The following is a 25,919-nucleotide window of genomic DNA, read 5'->3' as shown; positions in this document are numbered from 1 at the left end:
GTCTTGGTTGATTGTATTCGAACCATCCTTTTTCATATAGGTTGCCGCATCGCCGATATTCGATTCAGCCCATAGCAGCCGTTCCAATACTTTGTCCGCTACTTCGATGCGGGGCATACGTGAACCGTAAGCCTCTTCTGAAGTGTCGTCCAATGGAGTATCTACCCAAGGCACATCTCCAAAACGGTCGATCAACTCCATATACCAAAATGAATGGAAAAAATATCCCACAGCCTTCCAGTGATTTTTTTCTCCTTCGGTCATATTGGAAGCGTCTACATGAGACAACATGATATTGATACGGCGGATGAAAGAAGAGAAATTCCATCCATTGCCGGAAGTTGCGTTCGTCACAGTTTGGAATGCGTATTTATTCTGACTACTTGCACCTCTTTGTTCCAGGTATCCGGCGTATACATCACCAAGGTAATGGGAGTTGCGTCCGATGGCAGTAGTGGACGTAGCTATGTTCGTGTTGGAAAACATTTCATAACAAGGCCACATGAAGGCTTTAAAATTATCGTATGACTGGAAAGCATTTTCTTCAGTCAGACTGGTCACAGGATATTTCTCTAAAAAACTATCATTACATCCTGTCAACATTATCCCGGTAAAAAGGGTAAGAAGTAATAGTATCTTTTTCATGACTATGTATCAGATTTAATGTTTATAATGTGATATTTATCCCAAATGAAACGGTGCGGAATGACGGGTAGTTCCATTCAATTCTTTCAGGGTCGATGCCCGAAGGTAATGAAGTGAATGTCGCTACGTTCTCTATACTGACAAATGCTTTCATCTGATTCAGGAAAATCTGGTTCACCCAATTTTTAGGTAGTTTGTAGGATAGAGTAATGTTCTTGATTCGCAGATAAGAGGCATCGGACAGGTACTTGTCACTTTGCCGGAGGTTTGAACCGGAGTTTCCGCGGTTTCCGTAGAGACGTGGATACTTTGCATCCGGATTCACTGCGCTCCAGTCACCGTTATCCGGATCTTTGGGCATCCAGTAATCACTCAATCCTTCAAATAGGGGAACAAAATTGTCACCGTTCATGGGCGAAGTAAGAACGTTTGAAATCCAGTAATCCCGCTTGCCTGTTCCCTGCAATATGACGTTGAGGTCAAATCCGGCATAATTTAATCCGAGGTTTATTCCATATTGATAGCGTGGAGTGGTGTTGCCAATCACTTTGCGGTCTCCCGGATTATCAAATGTATTGTCGCCGCTGGTAATTACGTTGGTCGAACTGTCATCATCACGCAGATTCTTGAACTTCACGTCGCCGGGGCGTACATTGTAACCATTGATAGAAGTGACTCCCTCTTTGAGTTGCCAGGAAGAAGTATCTACAAAGTCATCTACGGTATAATATCCGTCTACGACATATCCCCAAATTTCTCCTAGTGTCTGCCCCGGATAATAAGAACTCAATAACTTTGTTGTTGCATTGTCGTCATATTTTATGATTTCCGATTTATAATCCGAAAGATTGAATCCTAACCGGTAGCCCACTTTTCCTATTTGATCTCTCCAGTTCAGGCTAAGTTCCCAACCACGTGTGCGCATATCAGCCGTATTTTGATAAGGGGCGCTGGCACCTACAACAGCCGGCAGTTGTACGCCCGGTGCAAGCATCCCGTTTGTATTCCGTTGATACCACTCGAATACTCCGTTCAGGCGGTTATTGAACATATTCAGATCTATTCCCACATTTATTGTCCCTACTTTCTCCCATGAAAAGTTTTGGCTGACTAATGCCGGTAAAGAACTGATAGAGGTTACATACGTATCGTCTATGATCCATGAGGTAGCCTTATTGTTCACGCTCATAGACGGTGTGAATGTATACGGATTGATGTTTTGATTCCCGATGACCCCATAAGAAGCACGCAGTTTCATACCATCCAACCAATGGCGGGTGGATTCCATAAATTTCTCCTGTGCGATTTGCCATCCGGCAGATACTGACGGGAAGAACCCGAACCGTGAATCTTTGGGGAATTTGGAAGAACCATCATAACGTCCGTTTACTTCCAGCAAATATTTGTCATGATAATTGTAGTTGACACGGAAGAACCCGCCACGGATGGCATATTCACTATAAGAATCGGTCGCTTTGATCGTTCCTGTTCCTGATGCCATTGCCGGAACATCAAGCACAGCTTGATTGTACGAGTATGTATCCAAGGTTTCCTGATAACTGGATTCCTGATTGAAACCTGCCATTACCTTGAAATGATGATTGGCTATATCTTTGCTATAAGTGGCATAAATATTGATGGAATTATAATTAGTATGTTGTTTGTATTTTCTCAGATAATCATCGACAAAGGATTTAGAACTTCCTCCTTGGATGGTTGTATAGTCATATTGTCCGGTATACCAGTGATAATCATATATGTTTTTGTCAAATGTATATTCAAACATAGCTTCCAGTCCTTTGAGAGGTTTAAGGATGGATTTCAGAAAAATACGAGGATTATCATTCTTGTTGCTGACCGGATTCGAATATAATATCTGATTACGGGGAGTGAATAAGGGTAAATCTTCATCCGCCAGCGTATTGACAGATGCCGGTAAATCACCTTCAGGATAATAAGAAACTAAGCGGGTGTTGTATACTCCTCCCATTCCTCCGGGAGAAGTTTGTAAGCTGTGCGCGTAACTCATCGTCACTTCCTGAGTAAACCATTTTGTGACATCAGCGGAAATGAATGAATTTACATTCAAACGCTCGAATTTATCTCTGTCGGAAATCAGGACACCATCATTGGAATTGTAACCTCCTGATATGCGGTAGCGAAGCTTGTCGGTTCCTCCACTGGCGGATATGTTGTGTGTCATTTGAAAACTGGTTTCCATGAAGTTCTTATATAAGTCCTTCTCGTTCAGGTAATAGGGAACTCCGGATTCATCCACATAGATGCCGTCGCCTATTGTATTGAATGCAGACGGATCTTTTTGGTAGGCGGCGAGATATTCCATCCATTTGCTGACACTTGGTGAACCTAATGACCAGTATGCATCGGAGTATCCACAATCCAGATAGGCTTGCAGATAATCCATCAAGGGAGCCTGTTTTGGTAGGTTTACCGCCTTTCCGAATGCGAAGTTGTTGTTATAGTTCAGTTCGAATCTGGAAGCACCTTGAGGGCGTTTGGTAGTAACCAGGATGACACCTCCTGCTGCCCGTGCTCCATAAATGGCGGCCGAAGCTGCATCTTTTAGCACATTGATAGATTCAATGTCTTCCGGGTTCACCATGTCAATATCACCTTCCACATTGTCTATCAGAACAAGTGGCTTGATCGTATTTCCATAGGTTCCATCCGAGTTCTTGACTCCTAATGAATATGCACCACGAATCTGAAAGGATTTGCTTGTTCCCGGGGCATTACCTCCGTTGGAAACAAACAATCCCGGAACTGCTCCTTGTAGCGCGTCGGCGGCATTCAGCAAGGGGCGATCTCCCAATGCCTCATCCATTTTCACGGAAGATACCGCACCAGTTAAATTAGCTTTTTTTTGCGAACCATATCCTACAACTATGATTTCATCCAATGCTTTTGTATCATCTTTCAGTACGATTTTGAAAGAAGTTTGATACCCGACCTTTATTTCCTGTGTCATATATCCTATGTAGGAAATAGTAAGAGTTGCATTGGCGGGTACGGTAATTGTAAAATTACCATCAATGTCAGAAATGGTACCGTTGGATGTGTGTCCCTTCTCTAGTACGGTAGCACCTATGATCGGCTGACCTGACTCATTGGTTACATTACCTGTAATCTTTTTTGTTTGTTGGACAATCGCTGAAATTTCATTCTCACTTTTGCTGTAAGAATTGGCAAACACATCATTGTGGCATAGCAGGCCAGTCGGAATACTAAGTACTATAAGGACTTATGTAATGAGTTGTTTCTTTATAGCCTTTCTATAATATAGTTTTCGGTTATGTTTTTTCTATATATGCCAATATTTCCGCTATGGAAATATTATTTTATTATCTTTTTTAGTATATCAGTTTGGATTTATAAAAAATGTTCTTATTTTTGCAAAGTAATGTTATAGGATTTTATGCCTTAAAAGTAGCACTAATTGATATCAATACACCCCTGGATTACCACAGGAATTTATTATATATTTTTGATTTATAACCATATAGATTGATGTACTTATGAAAACAAGTTCTTTAATTGATTCAAATGTCTTTCGGAAAGTTCTTATAGAACTTGGTTGTTTTCCTATATATTGTTGATTTTTGTTGTTTTGTGTACAGGCTATTACATTCTACAATAGAGAATAGACGGTATACATTTGAAAATCCATGCTACATATCTCCATCTTTTTGAGATAAAAACAATCTTTTTCTTTTTGACAATGGCTCTCTTTATCTGTTTCACGGCTTTGTCTACCGGGGTAACCCAAAACAATCCGTCTCCTTTAGCCATCGCTGTGTGTACAAAGCCCGGGCGGACATCTGTCGTATGAATAGGATAAGGAGACTTGGTAGCCTTCTGCCTTAACCCTTCCATGTAATTGATTTGATAAGCTTTTGAAGCATTGTAAGCAGGTGCGACACCACTGCCACGCGTACCGCCTACGGAAGAAATAGCAACCATATGCCCGCCTTTCTGTTGCTCAAAGTACCGGAATCCCCAATCGGCTATGTTGGTGAATCCTATTACATTGGTCAATAGGGTAGGTTCTTCCAGTTGGTAGGAAAGTTCAGGATTGAGTTCTCCCGTGCCGGCACAGATAACCAGTATATCCATTCCGCCCATTTCCTGTACGAGTGCTTCCAGGCATTGAATAGTTGCCTGCGTGTCAGTGATGTCGCATACTTGATAGAATAGTTTGTCTTTGTCTTGGGCGCAAATCTCTTGTAGCAGGTTTTCTCTGCGGCCGGTAATACCGATGAGACAGTCTTCTTGAACATACGCTTCCGCCAACCCGCGGCCAATACCGGAAGTTGCGCCTATAATTATTATCTTCTTCATGGTTTTCTCTACGTTTGCCTGCAAAAGTAGGGAGAGGGTGTGGATAATTCCTTGATTGAAATCAAGAAATTACTTTTGTACCACTTTTCTTCGGATGCGACTTAGTGTTTCCGGGCGAATCAGGAGGTAGGATGCCAGTTCTTTTAATGTAATCAGTTTCAACAGGTCGGGGCAGCGGGTGATAATGTCGATATATCGCTCTTCCGGTGTCAGGCTATACATTGAAATCATCCGGTCGTAAACTTCCCACAGTAGCGTTTCCGCAATGCGGCGTCCCAATTTCTGATGTTCGTTGTTTGTTTCATAAAAGTCGGCTAGTTGTTGGTGGGTAACCATATACACTGAGCTGTCGCACAAGGCTTGTATATCTACATTCGACTGGTCTTCTAATTGGAAAGCCGGATAATTGCCGACAAAAGAACCATCGAAAGTATATCCTACAATGCTGCTTTCGCCTGTACTGTTGGTACAACAGTAGCGGAAAGAACCGGAAACAACGAATCCCATTGTCCGGCAGATTTCTCCCTGGCGGACAAAGCATTCTCCTTTCTTATAAAGAACTTGTTTCCCCTGTTGCAGTGCGAAATCTACAAGAGGAGAATAGTTGATGTGAGAAGTATACTTATTAAAATCTTCCACAAGACAGTAATTACTAATCTTCTGTTACCTGAAAACCTGCCTGTTTCAAATCTTCCCAATATCCCGGATATGATTTGGTAACGACCTGAGGGTCTGCAATCTGCATATTGGGACAATAGAATATGGCAGGAGCAAAGGCCATTGCCATTCGGTGGTCTTCATATGTCGCAATGACGGGTGTTTCATCGGGCTCGCAACGTTCACCGTTCCAGGTCAATATGCTGTCGTTTTCTTCTTCAATGACGTATCCTAGCTTTCTAAGTTCGTTTTTTAAAGCGGCAATACGATCGGTTTCTTTGATTTTCAGGCTTTGCAATCCTGTGAAGCGGAAAGGTATATTCATCAGGACGCAAGTTACCACAAATGTCTGCGCCAAGTCGGGAATATCAACGAAGTCTTCTTCCAGTCTTTCCGGTGCTTTTCCTGTCTTTTTCAGCTTGACTCCTTTAGGAGTAAACTCAGTGGTTATTCCTAACCGTGAGAAAACTTCCGCCCCACGACTGTCTCCCTGATAGCTGTTATGGAATAATCCCAATAACTCAACTTCTGCCCGGGGAGATAATGCTACAATCTGATACCAGTAAGAAGCTGCGCTCCAGTCACTTTCCACTGTGAAAGGAATACTTGTATAAGGTTGTGGAGCTACGGAGATGCTGTCCGGAGAAGTCCATGCTGCTTTTGCGCCAAAATCCTGCATTAGCTGTAAAGTCAGGTTGATGTAGGGGCGTGAGATAATCTCTCCAGTCAAATGCAGTATGAGGCCATTTTTAAGTGCCGGGCCTATCATCAGCAATGCGGAAATATATTGGGAACTGACATTTCCTTTCAGCGTAATCTCATTTCCTTTCAGCTCTGCACCTTTTATGCGTAAGGGGGGGAATCCTTCATTATTAACATAGTCTATTTCCGCTCCCAACTCACGAAGCGCATTGACCAATATTTGTATCGGACGTTGCTGCATACGTGCTGTACCCGTGATGGTTCGTTCTCCCGGCGTGACACTCAGGTAGGCTGTCAGGAAACGCATAGCGGTTCCGGCAGCCATGATATCTATTATATCTTCACCGTCGGTGAGAGCTTTTATCATTACGTATGTATCGTCACAATCGGACAGATTATCAGGAGTGTGGTTACCTTCTGCCAATGCATTGATAATAAGTGCACGGTTACTGATACTCTTGGAAGCCGGCAATTGAATGGTGGCTTTTATTGCGGAAGGAGCTGAAAGTCTATAACGCATTGTTTTTATCATCTTAGGTTTGAGATGACAAAAATAGGCATTTTTCTTTGATTCTCCTTTCCCGAAGTTCAAGATTCTATTGTTTATAGTGATTTGTTACAAGGAATTTTTATATTTGTGCTATAAAATTTGTTTATATGAAGATACCGAATATCCGTTTACAGAATCAGCAGTTGCTGAATCCACTTTTCCGTAAGCCGAAAGAGTTGGTCTCCTGGATGGGAGCCATGCAGGCACAGAATTATCCCATGGTAAAATGGGCAGTGGGAATGCGTTTGAAATCGGCGACGATTCAGACCGTGGAGAAGGCTTTGCGAGATGGTGAGATTTTGCGAACACATGTAATGCGTCCGACGTGGCATCTTGTAGCTGCCGAGGATATTCGCTGGATGTTGAAACTTTCCGCCCAACGCATCAAGTCGGCCAATGACTCTTTTGCCAAAGGATGGGATTTGGAAATAACCGATGAACTTTATATGAAGAGTTACAATCTGTTGGAGCAGATTCTCGCCGGAAATAAAAGCCTGACCAAGCAGGAGATTACCGGGCACTTTTGTCGTTCAGGGATTTTGGCAGAGCCTGACAACAATCGTATGACCCGGTTTATGGCACGTGCCGAGCAGGAAGGTATCATTTGCAGCGGGGAAGATAAAGGAGGAAAATGTACGTATGCTCTTTTGGAAGAACGGGTGCCGCCAATGCCGGAGATAACGAAGGATGAAGCGCTGGCACGTTTGGCGAGAAGCTATTTTCGCAGCCATGCTCCGGCTGTGTTGCAGGACTTTATTTGGTGGTCCGGACTGCCAATATCAGATGCCAGGCAAGCTATCTATTTAATAGCATCGGAATTGACGGAAGAACAGTGGCAGGGAGAGACATGGTATATCCATGCGGATAGCCGTACCCGTGGCAGGGTTTCCAACTGTCTGCATCTTCTTCCTTCTTATGATGAGTATTTGTTGGGATATAAAGACCGGACGGATGTCCTTCCCAAAGAGCATTATCCCAAAGCGTTTACTAATAATGGGTTGTTTTTCCCGATTATTCTCCATAATGGTCAGGTGATAGGAAACTGGGACAGGTCTGCCAAGAAGAAAGGGATTGAACTGCCGCATTCATGGTTTATACCGGATGTCTGTGTGGATGAGGATATGTTGAATGAGGCGAAACAGAAATATGTGAAATTCCTTGAACTATAGTTTTCGTTATTCTAATAATGAGGGTATGTCTATTCATAGACATACCCTTTTCTTTTGGCGTTATCCTTACTTATCTAATTGCCTTTTGGCCCATTCCAGTCTTCGTTGATCCGGCAGCGGAGTTACCTTGAATTCTTCGAATATAGCAGTAAATCCTTTACCGTCGGGACAAGCTCCCATTAATCCGACCATGACAGGACAGTTGTCTTGCAGCCAGCAGGTGCGTGTCATGGTATATTCTTTGTCGTCACGTGAAAAGAAGATTTCTACTGCATCCAGTCGGCGGACTGCCTTTATCCAGATAGAACGCGGGGCATCCGGTAGCTGTACTACGCTCCAGTCACTTGTACGGTGAGTGACTACAGTACTGACATTCTGTTTTCCGTCTACGTATTCAACCCCTGTTTTTATCCAGTTTTCGTGGTCGATGCGCAGCATTAATCCCATTTGGTCGAAAGTGGTTACATAATTGCCGGTTATCTTTACCTTTACTTCAAACTCACCGCCGTAGGTGGCATAATAGAAAGGCCCGTCGTCTACGGTGAATCCATAATGAGAGATTCGCCAGAAGTCGGTTTTTGCCGGTACGTCCATCACGAGTGTTTTACCTTCTTTAATTTCCCATTGCTGAGGCTCATTCAGCCAGTTCATTTTATTCAGATTTTGTCCCATAATCGAAGTTGTTATTGCCAGCAAGGCTATTGACATGATTTTGATTTTTAAAAGTTTCATGGTTATTTCTTATTTGATTATCTTTGTGGGACAAAGGTAGTGCATGCCTTTTTGTGTAACAATACTGAATAATAACCATTTTACAGGATGGACGTATTACAAAAAGAAATTGATGAAGTTTATGCTACACAGCCGATAGCCCACGAAACGCTGAATAATGAAACCGTAGAGAAGCATCGGCAATTTATTCGTTCATTGACGGAGATAAACGGCGGGTGTGCTGTGATTTCTGATCTTTCGAACCGGAAAAGTTATGTCTCTGTCCATCCGTGGGCACATTTCTTGGGGCTGACCCCTGAAGAAACCGCATTAAGCGTCATTGACTCGATGGATGAAGATTGTATCTATCGGCGTATTCATCCTGAAGATTTGGTAGAGAAACGTTTGTTGGAGTATAAGTTCTTTCAGAAGACTTTTTCGTCATCACCCGAAGAACGCTTGAAGTATCGTGGAAGGTGCAGGCTGCGTATGATGAATGAGAAAGGGGAATATCAGTATATAGATAATCTGGTTCAAATCATGGAAAATACTCCTTCCGGGAGTGTGTGGCTGATATTCTGTCTTTATGCCGTGTCGGCAGACCAGCGGACGGAAAAAGGGATATATCCTACAATTACTCATATGGAACATGGAGAAGTAGAGACGCTTTCCCTCTCGGAAGAACATACCCATATACTGTCCGAACGTGAAAAGGAAATACTTCGTTGCATACGCAAAGGACTGTCAAGTAAGGAGATAGCTGCCACTCTATACATTAGTGTGAATACAGTCAACCGTCACCGGCAGAATATCCTGGAAAAACTTTCTGTCGGTAATTCAATTGAAGCGTGCCGGGCCGCTGAATTGATGAAGTTGCTGTAAAAAGAATAATCGTATCTGTCTACTCAAATACTGCCAGCAATTCATCCAGACTTTTCACTTGCTTGAGGTGTGCATGAGTGAATGTATCCACCACCTCATGTTGCCACATCACTTCGAAAGGAACATGTATCCCATATCCGCCTAAGGATAAAACGGGTTGAATATCCGATCTCAATGAATTGCCGACCATAACAAATTCAGAAGGAGAGATTTGCAGGATATTCAATAACCGGAGATATTCTTTTTCCGTTTTATCGGACATCACCTCTATATGGTCGAAATAAGAAGCTAAACCGGAACGTTCCAATTTATTTTCTTGATCCAGCAAATCGCCCTTAGTGGCAACTACCAGTTTATATTTCCCTTGTTCTTTTAAAACTTTGAGAGTTTCCTTTACTCCTGGCAATAATTCAATCGGCATTTCTAATAATGACTTTCCCAAAGCAATGATCTGTTGAATAGTATCGGCCGAAATCTTTTGTTCACTAATTCGCAAGGCTGTTTCAACCATAGAAATAGTGAAAGCCTTGGCGCCATATCCGAGAATTTTCAGATTATTCATTTCTGTTTGAAATAATGCGGCTGAAATTTCTTTTGGCGTACCATAAGGCTCCAACAGGCGGACATATTGCTTTTCTACTTCCTGAAAAAAGGGTTCATTGCTCCACAGAGTGTCGTCAGCATCAAAGGCTATCACTTTAATAAGTTCTTTCATTGATTCTTGGTGTGATTAATAGTGATTTTTCCGATATATAGTTTTCTTTTTAATATTGCAAAGTTAAAATAAAAAGACGAATATAGATAAGCATTTTGTTTTTAGCGCCGAATCCCGATTTAATTTCATAGAAATACCTATCTTTGTTACTCGTTTTTTAGTTTGAACTTTAATTGGAATGTACAACGATGAAAATAGGAGATAAAGTACGCTTTCTCAGTGAGGTAGGCGGTGGAATTGTAACAGGATTCAAAGGAAAGGATTTTGTTTTGGTTGAAGATGCGGATGGATTCGATATTCCTATGCCGATACGTGAGTGTGTAGTGATTGAAACAGATGACTATAATATGAGACGTAAACCGGGTTCGTCAACTCCGAAACCGGAAGAACCCGCTAAGCCGTCTAAACCGGAAATGCCTGTCATTCAGCGTCAGCCGGAAGTGCGTGGGGGAGATACGTTGAATGTGTTTCTTGCTTATGTGCCCGAAGATGCAAAGGCTATGATGACCACTCCTTTTGAAACTTATCTGGTAAATGATAGTAATTATTATCTGTATTATACCTATTTGAGTGCGGAAGGGAAAGCTTGGAAAAACCGTTCGCATGGTTTGGTAGAACCCAATACTAAATTGTTGTTGGAAGAGTTTACGAAAGATATGTTGAATGAAATGGAACGGGTGGCTGTACAACTGATAGCTTTCAAAGACGGTAAGCCTGCGGCTATCAAGCCGGCTGCCAGCGTAGAGATACGGATTGATATAGTGAAGTTCTATAAACTACATACATTCAGCAATTCCGATTTCTTTGAAGAACCTGCATTGATTTATGACATTGTGAAAGATGATATGCCGGCCAAGCAAGTCTATGTTTCGGCAGAAGAAATTCAAGTCGCTTTGTTGCAGAAGAAATCGACAGATAAACCGAAGTCGCAACCTATCGTTAAACCTAACCATGCTCATGGTGGAAAGAATGGGATTGTTGAAATAGACCTTCATATTGATTCTTTGTTGGATGATACTCAGGGTATGGGGAATGCCGAAATCTTGAATTATCAATTGGATAAGTTTCGCGAAGTAATGGAGAACTATAAGAATAAACGCGAACAGAAGATTGTGTTTATTCATGGCAAGGGGGATGGAGTGCTCCGGAAAGCCATAGTTGATGAATTAAAACGAAAATACAGTAGTTGCCGCTATCAGGATGCTTCTTTCCAGGAATATGGATTCGGGGCTACGATGGTGACTATAAAATAACACTTGTTGGTTACATGCCGCTTTTTCGGATAAAATAGAAGGGTGGAAGTCGATAACCGACTTCCACCCTTTCACTTTTGTGTATTAATCGTTTTTTACTTGTTCAATTCAATGCCTTTGTTCATCAAGGTAATGTTCATCAAGGCAGCATACTTGGCGTATTGTTCAGCACTAAGTGTCTGTCTCATCAGTTTCAAGTTACCATAAACAGCATTGCGCAATTTTGCTTCTTTATCCTTCTTTGCTGTTGTGGCTTTTGACATCTGTGTGGAGAAGTAATCGCAAATGTTTGCTACTTCTTCGCTTTGAGCAGAGTTCAGATTTAAATATTTACCTAGTTTACTTACATTGATGTTACCTTCCCATTTTGCAGTCGTAGGCTGATTTCCAGCTGCGAATGTTGTAGCAGCAAGGCAGAGCGCTGCCACTAATGTTAATCCTAAACGTTTCATAATACCTACTTTTTTTAATTGTTATACCTAAAAACTATTCCTAAAAACAAATCTAATACCTATTGAAAATACTGTCTAAGCGCTTAGTTTTTTCTTTTTACCTATGCAAATGTAGTAATATGTTTTATAACACAAAAATAAAGAAAAGGAAAAGATTCTATTTAGGTTGATTTCTTGATGTAAATCAAGAGTAGGTATTCTTTTTTGATACAAAAACGCTTCTTTATGAAACATTTTTGTAATACGTGTGCGGAAACGATAATAACATATTGCTCTATTTTAGGATTTGTTGCTGTTAAAATGATATTGAACAAAGAAACGTGACCAGGAAAGGAACACTGAAATCGACAACAAAACCATGAAAGATGGAAATGATTATAAACTCCTTTCCCGAGTATCGTGTAATGATAGGAAGAGTTGTATCCATAGTCGTAGCTCCACCAACGGAGATGGGGGCGAGTTTTCCGAAATATTTCACTAGCAGCGGGGCGCACAGTAAAGCTATGATTTCACGCATGATATTGGAAAGCAATGCGATAGTTCCCAGTTCCGGGCCTTTGTATTCGGTGATAAAAATACTGGAGAGCGAATAATAACCGAATCCAGCTCCTACAGCCATACAGTCCAAAGCATCCCGCTGGCTCATAAAAACTCCTGCTACCGCGCATCCCGCTAATGTACCGAGTATTGTCATGATAGGAAGAAACATAAGGCGTGGATTTAGTGAACGGAAACTTTTCAACGTGTTCGGGTCGTTACCGATACTGATACCTACACAGAACATTAGTCCGCAGAGGACATAATAACTGAGTTTACTATTGGTGAAATCATACGGAATGAGATGATACACTCCGCAGAGAGTACCGATAATGAAGAAAGAGACAATAATCAGGCTACCTTTCATGCTTCTGTCTCCTTTCCTCTATTCCTTATATATAATAGGTACCATAGCCCCCATGCACATAGGGTACTTCCTGTGACGGCGGCCAAAGTAATGATGACAGCTTCCAGTCCGAGTGTAGGCAGTCCTTTGATGATCGTTTCGTTTCCGCCTACATCAATTCCGAGCAGGAATAGCAGCGTCCATATCAGGAAAGTAATGATTTTGTGTATCCATGTCAACCGTTTGCTGCGTAGAAGGTAACCAATGAGCATACCCGTCAGCATGATTCCGATGATAATAAACATAGTTCGTATCTGTTTTTGATTGCAAAGATAATTGAAAATGTATGTTCTCATCCTTCTTTGGAGTAAAATAAGTATTAAAGAACCGTTTGGTTGGAAATAACCGGATTTATTAATATATTTATTGCGGCAATTAATATTTTGTTTGATGCGGAGATTAAAACTATACCATTTGTTTTTCCTCAGTACGTTAAAAATAAACGTTCCGTTGTCCTTGTTGGCCTGTCTGCTCATATCAAAAGGCGACTGGATTATTTATTTTGACGCCCTTCCGTATATGTTGGGCGGGGTAGGAGTTATAACAAGCCTGCTTTATAAAGAAGTCATGGAGAAAGAAGCCTATTACTTTTATTATAATTCCGGCATTCCGAAAAGGAATTTGATCGTCTTTACATTTATTGTTTATTGGTTCATCCTTTGGATTATAAGATTATGCGTCATCAGCTTGAGATAGATAGTGTTATCAAAAACTTCGGCACCAGGCAGTTGTTGACAGATGTTTACCTGAAGATAAATACGGGTGACATCGTTGGACTGTTCGGCAGGAATGGTACAGGAAAGTCTGTGCTTATGCAAATAATTTTCGGAACAATGAAAGCCGACCGTAAATTTATCCGCTTGGATGAAAGTAAAATTCTTCCGGTTCCCTATCAATCTCCCGGGGTGATTGCTTTTCTGCCACAGTGTGGTTATCTTCCCAGGCATCAGAAGATTAGGCAATTGGTAAGCTACTACCTGAACGAAAAGGAAGCAGATGACTTCTACAAAGACGATGAAGTGGCACAATCGTGTATGGAACGGCGCGTATCACAACTCTCCGGCGGAGAACGTCGCTATTTGGAAGCTAAGTTACTGCTATTTGGTAATGCAAAGTTTGTATTACTGGACGAACCGTTCGATTACCTCTCTTTCCATTTGGCGGATAAGTTGATAGAACAAATCAAAATACATTCCGCAGACAAAGGTATTGTGATTACTGACCATAACTATGAAAAAGTGTTGGAAGTAGTAACCCGGCTCACTCTGATTCGGGACGGTGCACTGATGGAACTTACCGATAAGCGGGGATTGGTGGAGCAGGGCTATCTTTTAAGTTTATGATACTGGATATAAATGGCCATGGCTTGCCGTTTGTTTTATTAATCTACCCAAAGCAAATCACTCATTATACTGTCAGAAATGAAAATACCTTCGCGGGTCAGGCGCAAGGCGCCATCGTGCACTTCCAGTTTTCCATTTTCCAGATAAGGTGCAGCCATCTTCCGGCAGTATTCCCATAGCTCATGGCCGAATGTCTGTTGCAACTTTTCTATGGGAGTGCCCCATACGGTACGTATCGTAGTGATGATAAATTCATTATAACGGGTAACCAGATCCAAGTGCTCGATTTCAAAAGCACGTTGGTTTTCCTCTATACCTTTTATATATAGGTCGATGGAGGAAACATTCCATTCCCGTGTCATTCCGTTGAAAGAATGTGCCGATGGGCCACAGCCCAGGTAAGAGATACCCTGCCAATACGAAGTGTTGTGGCGGGAGTATTTACCGGGGCGGCAGAAATTAGAAATTTCATAATGTTCGAACCCTGCTTTCTGCAAATGCTCTATCAGTAACGTAAAGAACTCCAGGCTTGAATCTTCATCCACTTCGGATATCTGATGCTGTTTAAGCATCTTATATATAGGTGTATCTTCTTCGTAAATCAAATGATAGGCAGAGATGTGTTCCACATCCAGCGCGATAGCCTGTCGGAGATCGTTCTCCCAGCGTTCTTTTGTTTCGCCCGGCAGTCCGTATATAAGGTCAATGCTGATATTGCGGAATCCTGCCTCCCGGCATCTGCTGACGGCTTCAATGGCAGTACGGGCATTATGGCGGCGTTTCAGCAACTTGAGCGTGTTGTCATCGAAAGTCTGTATCCCCATGCTAAGACGGTTGAAGGGGAGAGAAGAAAGCATTTCCAGATATTCGGATGTCAGGTCGTCGGGATTGGCTTCCAAAGTGATTTCCTGGCAATGGCTCAGTCCATAATGCGTCCGGATGGTTTCAAATATCAGTTCAAAATCGTCCTTTTCCAGTTGCGATGGAGTTCCGCCGCCGAAATAAACGGTTTCTATATCTTCTCCTTTCAGATATTCTTTCCGCATCTCCAACTCTCGACAGAGTGCTTGTACGTAGCGTGATTTCAGTTCACTGCGCGTAGTTGAGTAAAAATCGCAATAGATGCAACGGGTCTTGCAGAAAGGGATGTGGAGATAAATACCTGCCATAGCTATGTCGTTTTGGATTTTGTGGCTGTAAAAGTAAGATTATTATCTGATATATCAAAAGACTGTTTACCAAATAACTTTGCTTCCATACTATTGTGAACTAAACGCTCTGCATTCGAGAAATATTTGTGCTATATAAACAAGTTGTATGACACCCGGGTCTCAGTAGTACCGACACCCGGGTGTTGGTATGCCTGACACCCGGGTGTCAGCATGATTGAGACCCGGGTGTCAGGCAACCTGTTCATGCAGCCTGAAAATTATTTGAGTGCGCACCGCTTCATTCGTTTCCGCAGCGAAATAAATACGGCTATTGAAAATAACTGAATAGCGTTAGAATTCAATTTATACTTAAGTAAAAAGGTTCACGATAAAGATGTGTTACATAACATTGTTTAGTAACACTACCGTAAGTGTTGCTTTTCCCCCAATTAATCCCTAATTTGCGCATCACAAAATTAATGGTATGTGAGAAACATACTGAGTAATTACTAAAATCTTATATATTATGAAAGTATATCAGACTAATGAAATCAAGAACATTGCCTTGTTGGGAAGTTCTGGCTCTGGGAAAACCACTCTCGTGGAAGCGATGCTTTTCGAGAGTGGTGTTATAAAACGTCGCGGTTCTGTTGCCGCTAAAAACACTGTTAGTGATTATTTCCCTGTTGAACAAGAGTATGGTTACTCCGTTTTCTCCACCGTTCTCCATGTAGAATGGAACAATAAAAAGCTTAATATCATTGACTGTCCGGGTTCGGACGACTTCGTAGGCAGTACAGTAACTGCATTAAACGTGACCGACACTGCAATTATCCTTCTCAATGGCCAATACGGCGTCGAAGTCGGTACACAAAATCATTTCCGATATACAGAAAAATTGAATAAGCCAGTTATTTTTCTAGTCAACCAGCTTGATAATGAAAAATGCGACTATGATAATATCCTTGAGCAATTAAAAGAAGCTTATGGCTCTAAAGTTGTTCCCATCCAATATCCTATCAGTACCGGGCCAGGCTTCAACGCTCTGATTGACGTGTTGCTGATGAAGAAATATTCATGGAAACCCGAAGGCGGTGCTCCCGTAATCGAGGATATTCCTGCTGAAGAAATGGATAAGGCGATGGAAATGCACAAAGCCTTGATAGAAGCCGCTGCTGAAAATGATGAAGGCCTGATGGAGAAATTCTTCGAACAGGAATCACTTTCGGAAGACGAAATGCGTGAAGGCATCCGCAAAGGTTTGATTGCCAGAGGTATGTTTCCGGTATTCTGCGTTTGTGGCGGTAAGGACATGGGTGTTCGCCGCTTGATGGAATTCTTGGGTAATGTTGTACCTTTTGTATCAGAAATGCCGAAGGTGCAGAATACAGATGGTAAGGAAGTAGCGCCGGACGTGAACGGGCCGGAATCCCTTTATTTCTTCAAGACAAGCGTGGAACCGCATATCGGTGAAGTATCTTATTTTAAAGTAATGAGCGGTAAAGTTCATGAAGGCGACGATTTGCTGAATGCCGACCGTGGTTCGAAAGAACGTATTGCGCAGATTTATGTGGTAGCCGGTGGCAATCGTGTGAAAGTGGAAGAATTGCAGGCCGGTGATATTGGCGCTGCCGTGAAACTGAAAGATGTAAAAACAGGTAATACACTGAATGGCAAGGATTGCGATTATAAATTCAACTTTATCAAATATCCGAATTCCAAATATACGCGTGCCATCAAGCCTGTGAACGAATCAGACGTGGAAAAGATGATGACCATCTTGAACCGTATGCGTGAAGAAGATCCGACATGGGTAATCGAGCAGTCAAAGGAGCTGAAACAGACTTTGGTGCACGGCCAGGGAGAATTCCATCTTCGTACATTGAAATGGCGTCTGGAAAACAATGAAAAACTCCAGATAAAATACGAAGAACCGAAGATTCCGTATCGTGAAACAATCACGAAGGCGTCTCGTGCAGACTATCGTCATAAAAAACAATCCGGCGGTGCCGGTCAGTTCGGTGAGGTTCATCTGATTGTGGAGCCTTATAAAGAAGGTATGCCTGTGCCCGAAACTTACAAGTTCAACGGACAGGAATTTAAGATTACCGTGAGAGGTACGGAAGAAATTCCACTGGAATGGGGTGGAAAACTCGTGTTTGTCAACAGTATCGTGGGTGGTTCTATTGATGCCCGTTTCTTACCTGCTATTATGAAAGGTATCATGGCTCGTATGGAACAGGGCCCATTGACAGGTTCGTATGCCCGTGATGTACGCGTGATCGTTTACGATGGTAAGATGCACCCGGTAGATTCTAATGAAATCTCCTTCATGCTTGCCGGACGTAACGCTTTCAGTGAAGCGTTCAAGAATGCAGGCCCGAAGATTCTGGAGCCGATTTATGATGTTGAAGTGTTTGTGCCATCCGATAGAATGGGAGATGTGATGGGTGACCTTCAAGGACGTCGTGCCATGATTATGGGTATGAGTAGCGAAAAAGGTTTCGAGAAACTGGTTGCTAAAGTACCTTTGAAAGAAATGTCTTCTTACTCGACGGCACTTAGCTCGCTCACAGGCGGACGTGCTTCGTTTATCATGAAATTCTCTAGCTATGAGCTTGTTCCGGCAGATGTCCAAGATAAGTTAATTAAAGATTTCGAGGCTAAACAAACCGAAGAATAGTTCATAATCCTCTTAATAGTGTTAAAACCGCTTTCTTTTTTAAGTAAAAGAAGGCGGTTTTTGTTTAACTATGATTAATAAAGATGGAAAAACGCAAGGAGAAGATTTAATTTTTTATTAAATTTGCAAACCAAAGGAGGGTTTATATTGTTGTAGTAATCAGAATACGACCTTAATAACTCCTTTCGGTTAATTTCCGGGAAGTTCCGGTTAAATCAAGTTAATGCATTAGGAGTGTTAATTAGGGAGTGTTAATTTTGTTGCTATGAAGAAGTCAACAATTTGGATATTAGGTATTGTAATGGGGCTTTCTTTCCTCAGTCTGCTGTATTTACAGGTCAGTTATATAGAGGAAATGATGAAAACCCGGAAGGAACAGTTTGATTCGGCTGTACGCAATAGCCTGGATCAAGTTTCTAAGGATGTGGAATATGCAGAAACGCAACGTTGGTTAATAGAAGATGTTTCTGATGCTGAACGGAAAGCTTTGATTGAAAACAACGCTTCATTGCAGCAGAATGATTTAGTTCAGCAGACGCAGCGGTTTACGATGAAGTCTAAAGATGGAAAGGTATATACGGATTTTGAATTAAAAGTAATGACTACCAAACCATCCGAACTTCCGAAAGCGATGATTTCTCCTTACAGGGGAACCAAAACGATTCCGGAAACCTCGCGTTCGTTGATAGAGGCTATCAAAAACCGATATATGTATCAGCGTGAATTGCTGAATGAAGTGGTTTGGCAGATGATTTATCGGGCAAGTGACAAGTCTATTGGAGACAGGGTAAGGTTTGGAGATTTGAACGGTTATCTGAAATCGAACCTATATAATAATGGTATAGACTTACCTTTTCACTTTATGGTGATTGATAAGGATGGACGGGAAGTCTACCGTTGTGCGGATTATGACGGAAAGGGAAGTGATGAGTTCTATCAGCAGGCATTGTTCAAGAACGATCCACCTGCCAAGATGAGTGTACTGAAAGTGCATTTTCCGGGAAGAAGAGACTATCTTTTTGATTCGATCAGCTTCATGATTCCGTCGTTGATATTTACGATGGTACTGTTAGTGACATTCATCTTTACGATTTATATCGTATTCCGTCAGAAGAAGTTGACGGAAATGAAGAATGACTTCATCAACAATATGACACACGAATTTAAAACACCGATATCCACCATTTCGTTGGCGGCACAGATGCTGAAAGACCCCGCGGTGGGAAAATCTCCGCAGATGTTCCAGCATATATCGGGAGTGATAAATGATGAGACCAAGCGCTTGCGCTTCCAGGTAGAGAAAGTACTCCAAATGTCGATGTTCGACCGTCAGAAGTCGACTTTGAAGATGAAGGAGATTGATGCGAATGAACTGATAACGGGAGTTATCAATACATTTACCCTGAAAGTGGAACGGTATAATGGTAAGATAACATCGAACCTTGAGGCCACTGATCCTGTTATATTTGCAGATGAGATGCATATCACCAATGTAATCTTTAATCTGATGGACAACGCGGTGAAATATAAGAAACCGGAAGAGGATCTGGAACTGAAAGTGAGAACGTGGAATGAATCGGGTAAGCTGATGATTTCGATACAGGATAACGGTATCGGCATCAAGAAGGAAAACCTGAAAAAGATATTTGAAAAGTTCTATCGTGTGCATACGGGTAATCTGCACGATGTGAAGGGCTTTGGACTGGGATTGGCTTATGTGAAGAAGATTATCGTCGAGCATAAGGGAACCATCCGGGCGGAAAGCGACCTGAACGTAGGAACTAAATTTATTATTGCATTACCTTTATTAAAAAATAATTGATATGGACGAGAAACTGCGTATTTTATTATGCGAGGATGACGAAAATCTTGGCATGCTTTTAAGAGAATATTTACAGGCAAAAGGTTATTCTGCTGAGTTATTTCCTGATGGCGAAGCCGGTTATAAGGCTTTCTTGAAGAATAAATATGACTTGTGCGTGTTTGACGTAATGATGCCTAAGAAAGATGGCTTCACACTGGCACAGGATGTCCGTGCAGCGAATGCTGAAATTCCTATTATCTTCCTGACAGCTAAGACGCTGAAAGAAGATATCCTGGAAGGATTTAAGATTGGTGCGGATGATTATATCACCAAACCGTTCAGCATGGAAGAGTTGACATTCAGAATTGAAGCGATCCTGAGACGTGTTCGCGGAAAGAAGAACAAAGAAAGTAATATCTATAAGATTGGTAAGTTTACTTTCGATACCCAAAAACAAATTCTGGCTTCGGAAGGCAAACAGACTAAGCTGACTACAAAAGAATCTGAATTGCTCGGATTGCTTTGTGCTCACGCTAACGAGATCCTGCAACGTGACTTTGCGTTGAAGACTATCTGGATTGACGATAACTATTTCAATGCCCGCAGTATGGACGTGTATATCACGAAACTGCGTAAGCACCTGAAAGAAGATGACTCTATCGAAATTATTAACATCCACGGAAAAGGCTATAAGCTGATTACACCGGAAGTTGAATCTTAATGAGATTACATTCGATAACTACAAATAAAAAATCCCGGAAACATTCGTTTCCGGGATTTTTTATTGATTTCTACGAAATTAATCAGCGATCTTCTTATTGATAATGATATAAGAGATGAGTCCCAGTACTACCAGTACTACTGAGGTACCCAGGATGGCGTTGTTGTTTACATTACCTGTAAATGAACAACCCAGCAGGATAACTACTCCGACCAAGATTAAAATCAATCCCAAGTTCTTTAATAAACTTTTCATGTGTGTGTATTTTAATAGATTATTATATTCCAGTCACAAATTAAAGCATAATTCTTTAACGGGCGAAATTATTTAAATAAAAAATCCATTATAAAGATGGTATTTAGTGGATTTTATGATTTAACGGGCTGTTTCTCTGCTTAATCCTTCGTGTTGAAGAAAACCTTTTTCAATACTTCCTGTCCGATGCTTAGTTCTTCAAGCGTAATGCCATGAAGTGCTTCCTTCAAAGTCTGCCCGGCGATGATACGTGCTTTTTCTTCCAGCTCTTTCCCGTCTTTGGTGAGGTGGATAAGGTTGGTGCGGCGGTCTTTTTTATCAGAGATGCGTACAACGAGATGTTGCCGTTCCATATTGTCAATCAAACGGGTCATGCTGGGTTTGTCCTTAAAAGTTGCATTACACAACTCTTGTTGCGTCACGCCGTCTTTTTCCCACAGGAAAATAAGTACAGTCCACTGCTCCGGACTGATTTCCAGACCGTTCTGACGGAAGTTACGGTACAGTTTACGGTTGATTGCCGCAGAAACCTTACCATTCAATATGGCAAAAATAAGCCGGATGTCGAAGTTGAATTGCTCTATCATGAAATTATTGTTTAAACAACTTTGCAAAGGTAAGCCACTTCTCGGATAATTCCTACATTCGGATACAAAAAAAGATTAAATGTTTGTAGTTCAAAATAAATTGTCTAACTTTGCACCCGCATTTAAAAATCAAAGATTTATTTATTTAATTAAACGAAGTATGAATCAATACGAAACCGTTTTCATTTTAACTCCCGTTTTATCTGATGTTCAGATGAAGGAAGCGGTAGAGAAATTCAAAGGTATTCTTCAAGCTGAAGGTGCTGAGATTATCAATGAGGAAAACTGGGGACTGAAGAAATTGGCTTATCCAATTCAGAAGAAGTCTACAGGTTTTTATCAGTTGATTGAGTTCAATGCAGATCCTACTGTAATTGACAAGCTGGAAATAAACTTCCGTCGTGATGAACGCGTAATCCGTTTCTTGACTTTCAAGATGGATAAGTATGCTGCTGAATACGCTGCAAAAAGAAGAAGTGTTAAATCAAACAAAAAGGAGGATTAAATCATGGCACAACAGACTCAATCAGAAATCAGATATTTAACTCCGCCGTCAGTAGACGTTAAGAAGAAAAAATATTGCCGTTTCAAAAAGAGCGGTATTCGTTACATCGACTACAAAGATCCTGAATTCTTGAAGAAATTCTTGAATGAACAAGGAAAGATCCTTCCGCGTCGTATCACAGGTACTTCTTTGAAGTTCCAACGTCGTATCGCGCAGGCTGTGAAGAGAGCTCGTCACTTGGCATTACTGCCTTATGTAACTGACATGATGAAATAAGAAGGAGGAAAAGTATGGAAATTATTTTAAAAGAAGACGTAGTAAACTTAGGATATAAGAACGATATCGTAAACGTGAAATCCGGATACGGTCGTAATTATCTGATCCCGACTGGAAAAGCTGTCATCGCTTCTCCTTCTGCAAAGAAAATGTTGGCTGAAGAACTGAAACAACGCGCTCACAAACTTGAGAAAATCAAGAAAGATGCTGAAGCTGCTGCTGCTAAGTTGGAAGGCGTAACTTTGACTATTGCAACTAAAGTTAGCTCAACTGGTACTATCTTCGGTTCTGTTGGTAACATTCAGATCGCTGAAGCATTGGCTAAGCTGGGTCACGAAATCGACAGAAAGATCATCGTTGTAAAAGACGCTGTGAAAGAAGTTGGTAACTACAAGGCGATAGTTAAACTTCACAAGGAAGTTTCGGTAGAAATTCCTTTCGAGGTAGTTGCTGAATAAGAGCAAATTTACTTCAATATATGAAAAGCGATTTGTTCTGAATGAATAAATCGCTTTTTTGTTTTTTTTGTTAATATTATGAAACTCAAAGGTTGTTTTCTGAAGAAGAGATTTTGGCTTCTGCTGATTACTTTAGGAATTGGCGGTACTCTTTATGCAAACAATGAATTGAAACTACTGACCGACTCTTTGCGTAGGGTGATAGATGAAAAACACATTTTTGTTCAGAAGAAAGAGGACAGAATCAACAGGATAAAGTGTATGTTGAAAAGTTCCGGTTTGACGCTTGAAGGAAAATATAGAATCAACCTCCGTTTATACGACGAATATAAGAAGTTTCATATCGATTCCGCCATTCATTATGTGGAAGATAATATTGAAATCTCCCGTAAACTGAATAAATCTTATTTGACGACTCAGTCGTCTTTGCATTTGAGCCTTCTATATTCAATGTGTGGCAGATTCAGGGAGGCGGAAATAATATTAAAAGGTATAGACTCTTCCACATTACCTAAAGATTTGTTGATTGCTTATTATGAAACTTATTCAAGTTTTTGGGGACATTATTCTATCTCAGTTGCTAACAATATTTACGGACAACAGCAGGCTGCTTATCAGGATTCACTGATTGCTCTCATCGATCATACCTCTTTAAGTTATAAAATGTCCCGAGCGTCTTATTATATATGGCGCGATACTTTGAGATCGAAAGAAATTTTTAAGGAACTGTTGGAGATTGAAGAGGTGGGAACGCCTAATTATGCTATGATTACTCATTCGTACTCCAGGTTGTGCAGACATCAAAAGAAATATGACGAGGAAAAGAAATATTTGATATTATCGGCTATTGCCGATACGCGTAATGCCACGAGAGAGAATGCTTCTTTACAGAACCTCGCATTGATACACTATGAAGAGAAAAAGTTGGCAGATGCTTTTAAATTTACCCAGTCTGCTATTGATGATGTCATTTCTTCGGGGATTCATTTCAGGGCAATTGAAATTTATAAGTTTAATTCTATCATTAATACTGCTTATCAGACAGAGCAGGCTAGATCCAGGTCAAATCTGACCATCTTTCTTATTTCTACGAGTATTATTCTGTTTCTTTTAGTCTTATTGGTGATATGTATCTATATTCAGATGAAGAAGATATTGAGGATAAAGTGGGCATTGGCGCAAAGTAATCAGGAACTTCTAAGGCTGAATGACAAGCTGAACAATATTAATAATCAACTGAATGATACGAATAATCAGTTGTATGAGATTAGTAATGTGAAAGAACATTATATTGCTGAATTTTTCGATGTGTGTTTTAGCTATATCAGTAAGATGGAGAAATATCAGAATGTGCTGTATAAGTACGCGATTAATAAATACTATGATGAATTGATTAAGAAATTGAAGTCTTCTGCACTTATTGATGAGGAACTAACCGCTTTGTATGCTCGTTTTGATAAAGTCTTTTTAGGGTTATATCCAACTTTTGTTGCAGATTTTAATGCTTTATTGAAAGATGGTGAGCAAATTGTTCTGAAACCGGATGCATTGTTGAATAGAGAACTTCGTATTTATGCTTTGTTGCGATTGGGAATTACGGACAGTGGTAAGATTGCTAACTTTCTCCGGTGCTCTACAAGTACGGTTTATAACTATCGCACACGAATGAGAAATAAGGCGGCAGTCGACAGGGATGAATTTGAGAATGAAATTATGAAAATAAATTCAACCCAAGAGAAATAATTGTTGTTATAAAGAAAAAAGATTCCAAATCATCTACATTTTTTAGACCTTCTTGAAAGGTTAAATGTCTATATAATAGATATTTAACCTTATTTTTTATCTACATAAAGTTATCTAAGCCGAATAAAACGTTGTTTATTTGGCTAGTTTTGCAGTATCGGTTTTCGGTTTATCTGCCGGATGGCGGGAATTGATAACCTATTGATTTTTTGTACTTAAATTCACTATGTTTTATGGACACGCAATCTTCAGTAGACACAAAAGTTAAGGTCGGTATCATCGGTTTCGGTAGAATGGGAAGATTCTATTGGGAAGCGATGCGGAAAAGTGGGCGATGGGATATTGCTTATATTTGCGATACTAATCCGGAATCACGTCAGTTGGCTAAGGAAGTATCTCCGGAATCTCTTATAGTAGAAGACAATCAATGTATTTTTGAGGATGAAAGTGTGCAAGTTGTCGGACTTTTCACTTTGGCGGACTCACGGATGGGACAAATAGAAAAGGCTATTCGCTACGGAAAACATATCATTTCAGAAAAACCTGTTGCAGATACAATGGAGAATGAGTGGAAGGTTGTGGAAATGACGGAAAACTCAAATCTTATTTCTACCGTGAACTTGTATCTGCGCAATTCCTGGTATCATAATCTGATGAAGGAATATATCCAAGAGGGAGAAATAGGGGAGTTGGCAATCATCCGTATCTGCCATATGACTCCCGGACTGGCGCCGGGTGAAGGTCATGAATATGAAGGGCCGGCTTTCCATGATTGTGGAATGCACTATGTAGACATTGCCCGTTGGTATGCCGGATGCGATTACCGGACATGGAATGCGCAGGGAGTGAATATGTGGAATTATAAAGATCCCTGGTGGGTGCAATGCCACGGTACTTTTCAGAATGGCGTAGTCTTTGATATAACCCAAGGCTTTGTTTATGGACAATTATCTAAAGACCAGACACATAATTCATACGTAGATATAATCGGAACGAAAGGGGTGGTGCGCATGACGCACGACTTCAATACTGCTGTGGTCGATCTGCATGGGGTGAATCAGACACTTCGGGTGGAGAAACCTTTTGGTGGCAAGAATATCGACGTATTATGTGACTTGTTTGCTGATTCGGTAGTGACCGGACAACGTAGTCCCCGCCTACCGCTATTGCGTGATTCGGCCATTGCGTCCGAATATGCATGGACATTCCTGAAAGATACACGTACGCATGATCTGCCGGCTATCGGTAATCTCCGTACGCTGGAACAAATTCGCGAAAGAAGAAGAAATATGAAAAATGGATATGGGTTGCTACACAGTAATCTTCCACAAATAACGAACCCTTAAAATAACTAA

25 protein-coding genes are annotated in these 25,919 nt (G+C 41.1%); 12 read left to right on the top strand and 13 right to left on the bottom strand.

What is annotated here, in order from left to right; genetic code table 11:
* From AB5443_RS05345 to AB5443_RS05325, 5 genes are all read right to left on the bottom strand, one after another.
* Positions 1–645, bottom strand: a 645-nt coding sequence (locus tag AB5443_RS05345) for a RagB/SusD family nutrient uptake outer membrane protein (RefSeq protein ID WP_368119595.1), incomplete at its 3' end; no start/stop codon positions are given.
* 22 nt (positions 646–667) lie between these two features.
* A complete protein-coding gene (locus tag AB5443_RS05340) occupies positions 668–3,859 on the bottom strand; it encodes a SusC/RagA family TonB-linked outer membrane protein (RefSeq protein ID WP_368113306.1) in 3,192 nt (1,063 codons plus the stop codon).
* 428 nt (positions 3,860–4,287) lie between these two features.
* The gene (locus AB5443_RS05335) at positions 4,288–5,004 is read right to left on the bottom strand and encodes an SDR family NAD(P)-dependent oxidoreductase (protein WP_044653703.1); all 717 of its coding nucleotides are present in this window, start codon (positions 5,002–5,004) and stop codon (positions 4,288–4,290) included.
* 69 nt (positions 5,005–5,073) lie between these two features.
* Complete coding sequence (locus AB5443_RS05330) at positions 5,074–5,643, bottom strand: Crp/Fnr family transcriptional regulator (RefSeq protein WP_044653702.1); 570 nt, start codon at positions 5,641–5,643, stop codon at positions 5,074–5,076.
* Positions 5,644–5,656: 13 nt separating this feature from the next.
* Positions 5,657–6,883 carry a 3-phosphoshikimate 1-carboxyvinyltransferase gene (locus AB5443_RS05325; protein ID WP_368113305.1) on the bottom strand — a complete coding sequence of 409 codons (1,227 nt, stop codon included), beginning with the start codon at positions 6,881–6,883 and terminating at the stop codon, positions 5,657–5,659.
* Positions 6,884–7,020: 137 nt separating this feature from the next.
* On the opposite strand from AB5443_RS05325, the gene AB5443_RS05320 reads away from it, so the two are divergent.
* On the top strand, positions 7,021–8,082 hold the full coding sequence (locus AB5443_RS05320) for a winged helix DNA-binding domain-containing protein (protein ID WP_368113304.1): 1,062 nt from the start codon (positions 7,021–7,023) through the stop codon (positions 8,080–8,082).
* Between the two features lie 66 nt (positions 8,083–8,148).
* Here the strand turns inward: AB5443_RS05320 and AB5443_RS05315 are convergent, their stop codons facing one another.
* On the bottom strand, positions 8,149–8,814 hold the full coding sequence (locus AB5443_RS05315) for a DUF1349 domain-containing protein (protein WP_368113303.1): 666 nt from the start codon (positions 8,812–8,814) through the stop codon (positions 8,149–8,151).
* An 87-nt stretch (positions 8,815–8,901) separates the two neighbouring features.
* Between AB5443_RS05315 and AB5443_RS05310 the strand changes: the two genes are divergently transcribed.
* Positions 8,902–9,675 carry a response regulator transcription factor gene (locus tag AB5443_RS05310; RefSeq protein WP_368113302.1) on the top strand — a complete coding sequence of 258 codons (774 nt, stop codon included), beginning with the start codon at positions 8,902–8,904 and terminating at the stop codon, positions 9,673–9,675.
* 19 nt (positions 9,676–9,694) lie between these two features.
* On the opposite strand, the gene AB5443_RS05305 is transcribed toward AB5443_RS05310, so the two are convergent.
* Complete coding sequence (locus tag AB5443_RS05305; RefSeq protein WP_368113301.1) at positions 9,695–10,390, bottom strand: HAD family hydrolase; 696 nt, start codon at positions 10,388–10,390, stop codon at positions 9,695–9,697.
* A 188-nt stretch (positions 10,391–10,578) separates the two neighbouring features.
* Here AB5443_RS05305 and AB5443_RS05300 point away from each other — a divergent pair, with 188 nt between their 5' ends.
* A complete protein-coding gene (locus AB5443_RS05300; RefSeq protein WP_368113300.1) occupies positions 10,579–11,643 on the top strand; it encodes a DUF2027 domain-containing protein in 1,065 nt (354 codons plus the stop codon).
* A gap of 95 nt (positions 11,644–11,738) precedes the next feature.
* Here the strand turns inward: AB5443_RS05300 and AB5443_RS05295 are convergent, their stop codons facing one another.
* The 3 genes from AB5443_RS05295 to AB5443_RS05285 all read right to left on the bottom strand — a co-directional run bounded on the left by AB5443_RS05295 (position 11,739) and on the right by AB5443_RS05285 (position 13,283).
* Entirely contained in the window at positions 11,739–12,095 is a 357-nt protein-coding gene (locus AB5443_RS05295) for a hypothetical protein (RefSeq protein ID WP_044656705.1), read from the bottom strand.
* A 295-nt stretch (positions 12,096–12,390) separates the two neighbouring features.
* A complete protein-coding gene (locus AB5443_RS05290; protein WP_368113299.1) occupies positions 12,391–12,999 on the bottom strand; it encodes a lysine exporter LysO family protein in 609 nt (202 codons plus the stop codon).
* The gene (locus AB5443_RS05285; protein ID WP_022140310.1) at positions 12,996–13,283 is read right to left on the bottom strand and encodes a LysO family transporter; all 288 of its coding nucleotides are present in this window, start codon (positions 13,281–13,283) and stop codon (positions 12,996–12,998) included. Before AB5443_RS05285 ends, AB5443_RS05290 begins: the two co-directional genes overlap by 4 nt.
* A gap of 414 nt (positions 13,284–13,697) precedes the next feature.
* On the opposite strand from AB5443_RS05285, the gene AB5443_RS05280 reads away from it, so the two are divergent.
* Positions 13,698–14,381 (top strand): ATP-binding cassette domain-containing protein, encoded by a 684-nt coding sequence (locus AB5443_RS05280; protein ID WP_347222524.1) that lies wholly within the window; start codon positions 13,698–13,700, stop codon positions 14,379–14,381.
* A 38-nt stretch (positions 14,382–14,419) separates the two neighbouring features.
* Here the strand turns inward: AB5443_RS05280 and hemW are convergent, their stop codons facing one another.
* A complete protein-coding gene (hemW, locus tag AB5443_RS05275; RefSeq protein WP_368113298.1) occupies positions 14,420–15,550 on the bottom strand; it encodes a radical SAM family heme chaperone HemW in 1,131 nt (376 codons plus the stop codon).
* Positions 15,551–16,058: 508 nt separating this feature from the next.
* Here hemW and AB5443_RS05270 point away from each other — a divergent pair.
* From AB5443_RS05270 to AB5443_RS05260, 3 genes are all read left to right on the top strand, one after another.
* Entirely contained in the window at positions 16,059–18,215 is a 2,157-nt protein-coding gene (locus AB5443_RS05270) for a translation factor GTPase family protein (RefSeq protein WP_044654686.1), read from the top strand.
* Between the two features lie 265 nt (positions 18,216–18,480).
* A complete protein-coding gene (locus AB5443_RS05265; protein WP_044656166.1) occupies positions 18,481–20,037 on the top strand; it encodes a sensor histidine kinase KdpD in 1,557 nt (518 codons plus the stop codon).
* Between the two features lies 1 nt (position 20,038).
* Positions 20,039–20,740: a response regulator transcription factor gene (locus AB5443_RS05260; RefSeq protein WP_024987200.1), complete on the top strand. Its 702-nt coding sequence runs from the start codon at positions 20,039–20,041 to the stop codon at positions 20,738–20,740.
* Between the two features lie 78 nt (positions 20,741–20,818).
* Here the strand turns inward: AB5443_RS05260 and AB5443_RS05255 are convergent, their stop codons facing one another.
* On the bottom strand, positions 20,819–20,995 hold the full coding sequence (locus tag AB5443_RS05255) for a hypothetical protein (protein WP_022140303.1): 177 nt from the start codon (positions 20,993–20,995) through the stop codon (positions 20,819–20,821).
* A gap of 140 nt (positions 20,996–21,135) precedes the next feature.
* Positions 21,136–21,582 (bottom strand): MarR family winged helix-turn-helix transcriptional regulator, encoded by a 447-nt coding sequence (locus AB5443_RS05250; protein ID WP_005678715.1) that lies wholly within the window; start codon positions 21,580–21,582, stop codon positions 21,136–21,138.
* A gap of 160 nt (positions 21,583–21,742) precedes the next feature.
* Here AB5443_RS05250 and rpsF point away from each other — a divergent pair, with 160 nt between their 5' ends.
* From rpsF to AB5443_RS05225, 5 genes are all read left to right on the top strand, one after another.
* On the top strand, positions 21,743–22,087 hold the full coding sequence (gene rpsF / locus AB5443_RS05245; protein WP_044656008.1) for a 30S ribosomal protein S6: 345 nt from the start codon (positions 21,743–21,745) through the stop codon (positions 22,085–22,087).
* A gap of 3 nt (positions 22,088–22,090) precedes the next feature.
* Positions 22,091–22,363: a 30S ribosomal protein S18 gene (rpsR, locus tag AB5443_RS05240; protein ID WP_008759740.1), complete on the top strand. Its 273-nt coding sequence runs from the start codon at positions 22,091–22,093 to the stop codon at positions 22,361–22,363.
* A 14-nt stretch (positions 22,364–22,377) separates the two neighbouring features.
* On the top strand, positions 22,378–22,821 hold the full coding sequence (gene rplI, locus AB5443_RS05235; protein ID WP_044656007.1) for a 50S ribosomal protein L9: 444 nt from the start codon (positions 22,378–22,380) through the stop codon (positions 22,819–22,821).
* Positions 22,822–22,899: 78 nt separating this feature from the next.
* Complete coding sequence (locus AB5443_RS05230) at positions 22,900–24,564, top strand: DUF6377 domain-containing protein (RefSeq protein ID WP_277134650.1); 1,665 nt, start codon at positions 22,900–22,902, stop codon at positions 24,562–24,564.
* A gap of 233 nt (positions 24,565–24,797) precedes the next feature.
* Positions 24,798–25,910 carry a Gfo/Idh/MocA family protein gene (locus AB5443_RS05225; RefSeq protein WP_022136934.1) on the top strand — a complete coding sequence of 371 codons (1,113 nt, stop codon included), beginning with the start codon at positions 24,798–24,800 and terminating at the stop codon, positions 25,908–25,910.
* The last annotated feature ends 9 nt before the right edge of the window (positions 25,911–25,919 follow it).

Origin of the sequence: Bacteroides sp. RTP21281st1_H5_RTP21281_210402 (assembly GCF_040918965.1) — a bacterium.
GTDB classification, from domain to species: Bacteria; Bacteroidota; Bacteroidia; order Bacteroidales; family Bacteroidaceae; genus Bacteroides; species Bacteroides congonensis.
The sequence above is the reverse complement of the archived record's forward strand: the minus strand, read 5'-3'. Positions and strand labels throughout refer to the sequence as shown.

Excerpts from the sequence above, each read along its gene's own strand:
- AB5443_RS05335 (WP_044653703.1), bottom strand. The coding sequence starts at position 5,004 with ATGAAGAAGATAATAATTATAGGCGCAACTTCCGGTATTGGCCGCGGG.
- AB5443_RS05325 (WP_368113305.1), bottom strand. The coding sequence starts at position 6,883 with ATGCGTTATAGACTTTCAGCTCCTTCCGCAATAAAAGCCACCATTCAA.
- AB5443_RS05320 (WP_368113304.1), top strand. The coding sequence starts at position 7,021 with ATGAAGATACCGAATATCCGTTTACAGAATCAGCAGTTGCTGAATCCA.
- AB5443_RS05315 (WP_368113303.1), bottom strand. The coding sequence starts at position 8,814 with ATGAAACTTTTAAAAATCAAAATCATGTCAATAGCCTTGCTGGCAATA.
- AB5443_RS05310 (WP_368113302.1), top strand. The coding sequence starts at position 8,902 with ATGGACGTATTACAAAAAGAAATTGATGAAGTTTATGCTACACAGCCG.
- AB5443_RS05305 (WP_368113301.1), bottom strand. The coding sequence starts at position 10,390 with ATGAAAGAACTTATTAAAGTGATAGCCTTTGATGCTGACGACACTCTG.
- AB5443_RS05300 (WP_368113300.1), top strand. The coding sequence starts at position 10,579 with ATGAAAATAGGAGATAAAGTACGCTTTCTCAGTGAGGTAGGCGGTGGA.
- AB5443_RS05295 (WP_044656705.1), bottom strand. The coding sequence starts at position 12,095 with ATGAAACGTTTAGGATTAACATTAGTGGCAGCGCTCTGCCTTGCTGCT.
- AB5443_RS05290 (WP_368113299.1), bottom strand. The coding sequence starts at position 12,999 with ATGAAAGGTAGCCTGATTATTGTCTCTTTCTTCATTATCGGTACTCTC.
- AB5443_RS05285 (WP_022140310.1), bottom strand. The coding sequence starts at position 13,283 with ATGTTTATTATCATCGGAATCATGCTGACGGGTATGCTCATTGGTTAC.
- hemW (WP_368113298.1), bottom strand. The coding sequence starts at position 15,550 with ATGGCAGGTATTTATCTCCACATCCCTTTCTGCAAGACCCGTTGCATC.
- AB5443_RS05270 (WP_044654686.1), top strand. The coding sequence starts at position 16,059 with ATGAAAGTATATCAGACTAATGAAATCAAGAACATTGCCTTGTTGGGA.
- AB5443_RS05265 (WP_044656166.1), top strand. The coding sequence starts at position 18,481 with ATGAAGAAGTCAACAATTTGGATATTAGGTATTGTAATGGGGCTTTCT.
- AB5443_RS05260 (WP_024987200.1), top strand. The coding sequence starts at position 20,039 with ATGGACGAGAAACTGCGTATTTTATTATGCGAGGATGACGAAAATCTT.
- AB5443_RS05255 (WP_022140303.1), bottom strand. The coding sequence starts at position 20,995 with ATGAAAAGTTTATTAAAGAACTTGGGATTGATTTTAATCTTGGTCGGA.
- AB5443_RS05250 (WP_005678715.1), bottom strand. The coding sequence starts at position 21,582 with ATGATAGAGCAATTCAACTTCGACATCCGGCTTATTTTTGCCATATTG.
- rpsF (WP_044656008.1), top strand. The coding sequence starts at position 21,743 with ATGAATCAATACGAAACCGTTTTCATTTTAACTCCCGTTTTATCTGAT.
- rpsR (WP_008759740.1), top strand. The coding sequence starts at position 22,091 with ATGGCACAACAGACTCAATCAGAAATCAGATATTTAACTCCGCCGTCA.
- rplI (WP_044656007.1), top strand. The coding sequence starts at position 22,378 with ATGGAAATTATTTTAAAAGAAGACGTAGTAAACTTAGGATATAAGAAC.
- AB5443_RS05230 (WP_277134650.1), top strand. The coding sequence starts at position 22,900 with ATGAAACTCAAAGGTTGTTTTCTGAAGAAGAGATTTTGGCTTCTGCTG.
- AB5443_RS05225 (WP_022136934.1), top strand. The coding sequence starts at position 24,798 with ATGGACACGCAATCTTCAGTAGACACAAAAGTTAAGGTCGGTATCATC.